Annotated in this window: 6 pseudogenes; 2 read left to right on the forward strand and 4 right to left on the reverse strand. The window is 42.9% G+C overall.

The annotated features are described in order from the left end of the window. Positions 1–151 (forward strand): annotated as a pseudogene (locus JCM11969_RS19450) (helix-turn-helix domain-containing protein); the annotation flags it as partial. Between the two features lie 48 nt (positions 152–199). Next, positions 200–481, forward strand: a pseudogene (locus JCM11969_RS15940) (IS3 family transposase); the annotation flags it as partial. A gap of 138 nt (positions 482–619) precedes the next feature. On the opposite strand, the pseudogene JCM11969_RS15945 reads toward JCM11969_RS15940, so the two are convergent. The 4 pseudogenes from JCM11969_RS15945 to JCM11969_RS17955 form a co-directional block, all read right to left on the reverse strand. Continuing rightward, positions 620–2,385: pseudogene (locus JCM11969_RS15945) on the reverse strand (glycoside hydrolase family 13 protein). After that, positions 2,385–3,748 (reverse strand): annotated as a pseudogene (locus tag JCM11969_RS15950) (SLC45 family MFS transporter). Before JCM11969_RS15950 ends, JCM11969_RS15945 begins: the two co-directional pseudogenes overlap by 1 nt. Positions 3,749–3,874: 126 nt before the next feature. Continuing rightward, positions 3,875–4,576: pseudogene (locus tag JCM11969_RS15955) on the reverse strand (IS30 family transposase); the annotation flags it as partial. 7 nt (positions 4,577–4,583) lie between these two features. Continuing rightward, a pseudogene (locus tag JCM11969_RS17955) lies at positions 4,584–4,672 on the reverse strand (IS5/IS1182 family transposase); the annotation flags it as partial.

Consider the following 4,672-nt stretch of genomic DNA (forward strand, 5'->3'; position numbering starts at 1 on the left):
TATTGAATTAGAACGCTTAAGGAGGAAGGTTCGTGAGCTGGAGGCTCGTGATCGAGAACGGGAGGTGCAAATAGCCTTTGCAAAAAAATTAGTCGAAATACAAAATCGGGAGGTGAAACGACCGGACGATATCAAGCGATTCAGGAAATGATAGCCGAAGGCTACTCAGTTAGTGAATTAACTAAAGCAGCTGGAATAACGTGGAGCGGCATATACTTCAAAGGCATTTAACCAATATTTGGTGATTAATAGTGCACGACATAGCTACTCAGCTCCAGGAACACCAGCAGATAATGCGGTAATTGAACATTGGTGGGCTGATTTCAAAGCAATTTGGATAGCCCACCTTCCTAAAGCTCAGACGTTGGTAGAACTAGAACAACAAGTCAAAGAAGGCATCACATATTTCACCGAGAAATTTATCTCAGCGAAAAGAAATGACCTTACCGCAGCAGAATATCGCTTTGGCAAGGCCAACTAATTTTTATTATTTAAAGTGTAAACTTGACAGGGCACAATACCGAATATCGGAATCTTGCCTTAGAGAAAGTTGCCTAGATTAAAGTGTCCAACTTGCAGGGTTCACTTCAAGAATTAACCTTTACTAAGTTCAGACTTGCTATTTCATTGTAATCACAAACCCATTTGGCATCAATTGGTGATCCTGTACGCCCTGGCTAAGAAGTAACCGACCGGTACTTAAGCATTTAATTGGTAAATTCGTAGTGTTGAAAATCCCCGTAAGAACCTTTCCGGCACCCATACGAGAAATTTCCACCAGTCCTGTCGGCAAGACTTTAAGAACAACCATGCCGCCTTCAATCAAGTCTGCATTGTTCCGTCGCAATGCCACTAACTTTTTAAAGAAAGTAAACATATCCTGACCATCATCATCTGGCACCCAATTCATCGGTTTCCGACAGTCTGGGTCATTATCGCCATCCATGCCGTACTCGGTACCATAATAAATTGACGGTGTACCAGGCTGCAAGAAGGTAAAGGCAAAGGTTTCCTTGACCAGATCCCGGTTACCACGAGCCTGGGTCATAATCCTGGCAGTGTCATGTGAATCTAAAACATTAAACATCATCTGGTTAGTCTGGTCACGATACTTCATCAACTGATTACTCAGATGGTCTATCATTTGTTCCGCGCTAATCCGATGATTAATGAAATGATCCAAAATAGCACCTGTATAACTGTAATTCATGACCCCGCTGAACTCGTCCCCGTTCAGCCACGCCTGCGAAGTATGCCAAATTTCACCCAAGATATAAAAGTCTGGTTTGAGGCTGTCGTCTCCTTGTGAAACCTTTTCCAGAAATGGTGGTCAATTTCATTAGCTACATCTAACCTCCAAGCATCAATATCAAATTCCTTGATCCAGTACTTAGCAATTCCTAATAGGTATTCCTGCACTGCCGGATTTGCAGTGTTAAGTTTTGGCATATGCGGCGTGTAATCAAATGTATCGTAGGTTGCATCCGGTGTAAATTCAAAGTTCTTAGTCGGCGTATAGGTAGCCGGAAACTTATTTACATGGAACCAACCAGCGTATTTTGACCGTTGACCATTTTTAAGGACATCTTGCCACTGTAATGATTTATCCCCAATATGATTAAAAACAGCATCCAGCATTACATGAATCCCCCGTTGGTGAGCTTGCGTAACCACTTCTTTAAACAAAGCAGCATTGCCAAAATGCGGGTCAATTTGATAATAGTCTTCCGTATCATATTTATGGTTAGACGGTGCCTTAAAAAGAGGATTAAAGTAAATTCCGTTAACTCCTAGCTTTTGAAGGTGGTTCAAGTGGTCAAGAACCCCTTGCAGGTCACCGCCATAAAAATCCTGCCGGCCAGGATGATCACTGGCATTCCATTTTTTAGTACCGATAGGATCATTGGACCGATCACCATTAGCAAACCGCTCAGGAAAGATTTGGTACCAAACTGTATTCTTCACCCATTCTGAGGAATGGAACATGTCAATTTCTTGAAAGAATGGCATCCGAAAATAGGTATTTAAATCTTCCAATGCTCCATGATCATCTGGCTGAATGTAACCGTGGTCGGTATACACCGTCCTGATACCATCCACACTCGTAATATCAAAGGCATATGCCAACCGTTTTTTCGGTTCGGTAACCGCAATCTGCCAATAATCATAAAGGTCATCTGACAAGATTTTCTTCATCGGCGTTGGGGTTATATAAAATGGCGGTTTAATGCTGGCCAAGCTACGGAGACTGTATGGGTCACCATGTAGCAATTGGACCGTTTTTATGTCTCCTTTTGCAGTTCTTAAACGGATATGCATTGTCTGTGGGTCGTCCAGAAAGGCCATTTCGCTTTCTGGACGGTGATAGATAGCAGCGAAATTCATTATTCAATATCTCCCCTTTCGACAGAGATTTCCTTGACAACATAGACTGCAAAAGCCCCAATCAGTGCTAAAACAGCGGCTACTACTAGCATGTGCGGCATGTAATTGCCCAGTAATGGATAAAGGGCGAATGAGCATACCGAAGCAACAACCTGAGGGAAACAAACCCAGGAGTTGAATAGTCCCATGTAAGTGCCATCATGCTTACCATCCAAGGCATTCGTCAAAATAGTAAATGGGATAGAGTTAATCGTAACCCAACACATGCCGATACCAATAAAGGCAATAACCGACCATAGTTTAGTCGGTGCAACGGACAGACCCCAGAAGCCTAAGGCGCCTAAAATCATCCCTAAGGCGTAGGCAGGCTTTCGAATCCGGTCATTTAGTTTTTGTAAAATCAAACCGTAAATAATTGCTACAGCAACTTCAACGGCCGACAGAACCCCAAACCAATTTCCGGCTGCTTGGTAAGCAGCACTAGAAGCATTCGTTGTGTGCCATATGTTTTGGGCCACCGTTCCGGCACCGTAAGTCCACAGGTACTGGAACCCAGTCCAAGAGAAAAATTCAACAATTCCGAGAGTCCAGAAGACCTTCGGCGCATGTTTAATAATTGTGAAGAAGTTTTCACTAATGTTAGCATCCTGGTCTAAGCATGGTACTTGGCATAAGTCTCGGGATTATATTCGTCAACTTTACAAATGGTAAATATAGAGGAAACAATCAGGATAGCAGCACCAATGTAGAATGACCACTTAACAGAGTCAGGTAATTCACCCTTTGCCGCAATATTCTTAATGCCAATCCAAGTCAGTAAGAATGGAAATAGGTCAGCAGCAACGCCTCCAATGTTCCCCCAAATTGTCTGCCATGACCAAGCCTGGTCTTTCTGTTCATCGTTCACCATGTCAGAAATCATCATCTTAAATGGTTGCATCGACATGTTTGAGGATAAGTCCATAAACAGAATGGCCACCGCACCAAACCACAGTGCTGTCGAAGTCTTAAAACCAAATGAACCGGAATTCGGCAGTAAGAACATAACGATTACGGCTACAATTGTTCCAAGAATCAGGTAAGGGAGTCGACGACCAATCTTAGGAATCCAAGTCCGATCAGAAAAGTATCCCACCAGCGGCTGGACTACCATTCCGGCCAATGGTGGCAGAATAAAGAACCAGCCAAGTTTTGTTGGATCAGCACCCAAAGTTTGAAAAATTCGTCCCATGTTCGCACTCTGCAAAGAGAAGGCCATTGATGTCCCTAGGTTTCCAAACGTCATTAGCATTAATACCGAAAACGCAAGCGAAGGCAAACGTTTATTCAACTTTTTTCGATTAATAAGTAATAAAACCTCCATAAAAAATAAATAAGTTCAAAACGTCTATACTTATAATACATTCCTCCATCTGCTTTTGCAACCGATTGCACAACTGTTCTTTTCTTTTTTGTAAATGGCAGATTGCAAGAAATAACTTGAACGAATTTAGTGACGTAGATTAAGCAAGAAGATCTCGATTGGTGTTCGCCAGTTAAGACATTTAAGTGGCCGGGAATTCAAATACCAATTAATTTGAATCAGCTTCTGATCGCTTAACCCTTCAATGGCTTGGCCTTTGGGAATAAAGCACCGCAAAACTCGGTTACGGTTCTCATTACTGCCTCTTTCATGCGGTGAATAGGCATGGGCAAAATAAACCTGTGTACCAGTTCGCCGTTCAATTGTCTGATAGTTAGCGAACTCTTTACCATGATCTACGGTAAGCGTCTTGAGCTTGTCTTGAAGTTGACTAGCTAGTTCAAGTACGGCTTGAGTCATGGACTGACTGTCGCGACCATGGAGCCGTTTAACAATTGTCAGGCGACTCTTACGCTCCACAAAAGTAGCCTCAGCTTAACCCTTACGTTTACCAGAAAGTACGGTATCAGCTTCAAAGTGGCCGAATTCCTGGCGAGTTTCGACTTTATGAGGACGTTCCTCAATGGAGCGGCCGTGATTGAACGTACCACGCTTTTCTTTAGCACGATGACGACGAATTCCATGATCAGGCAAATCGGGCAACTGTATATCAAGCCATCCTTGATCAATCCAGTTATAGACCGTCTTGTAGGCAATCCCCACCACATGGGCAACTTGTTCAGGGGACCACTTCTGGACTTGAATCTTTTCCTCGATCAAGTGTTTAAGAAGCTGTCTAAAATCTCTTAAGTAATAGTGCTAAAAACGCTAAAACGACCATTTGCAGACTGGTGGTTAATTGACGCTCACAATTTTTCCAAAGTT

The organism is Secundilactobacillus paracollinoides DSM 15502 = JCM 11969 (genome assembly GCF_001311135.1).
GTDB classification, from domain to species: Bacteria; Bacillota; Bacilli; order Lactobacillales; family Lactobacillaceae; genus Secundilactobacillus; species Secundilactobacillus paracollinoides.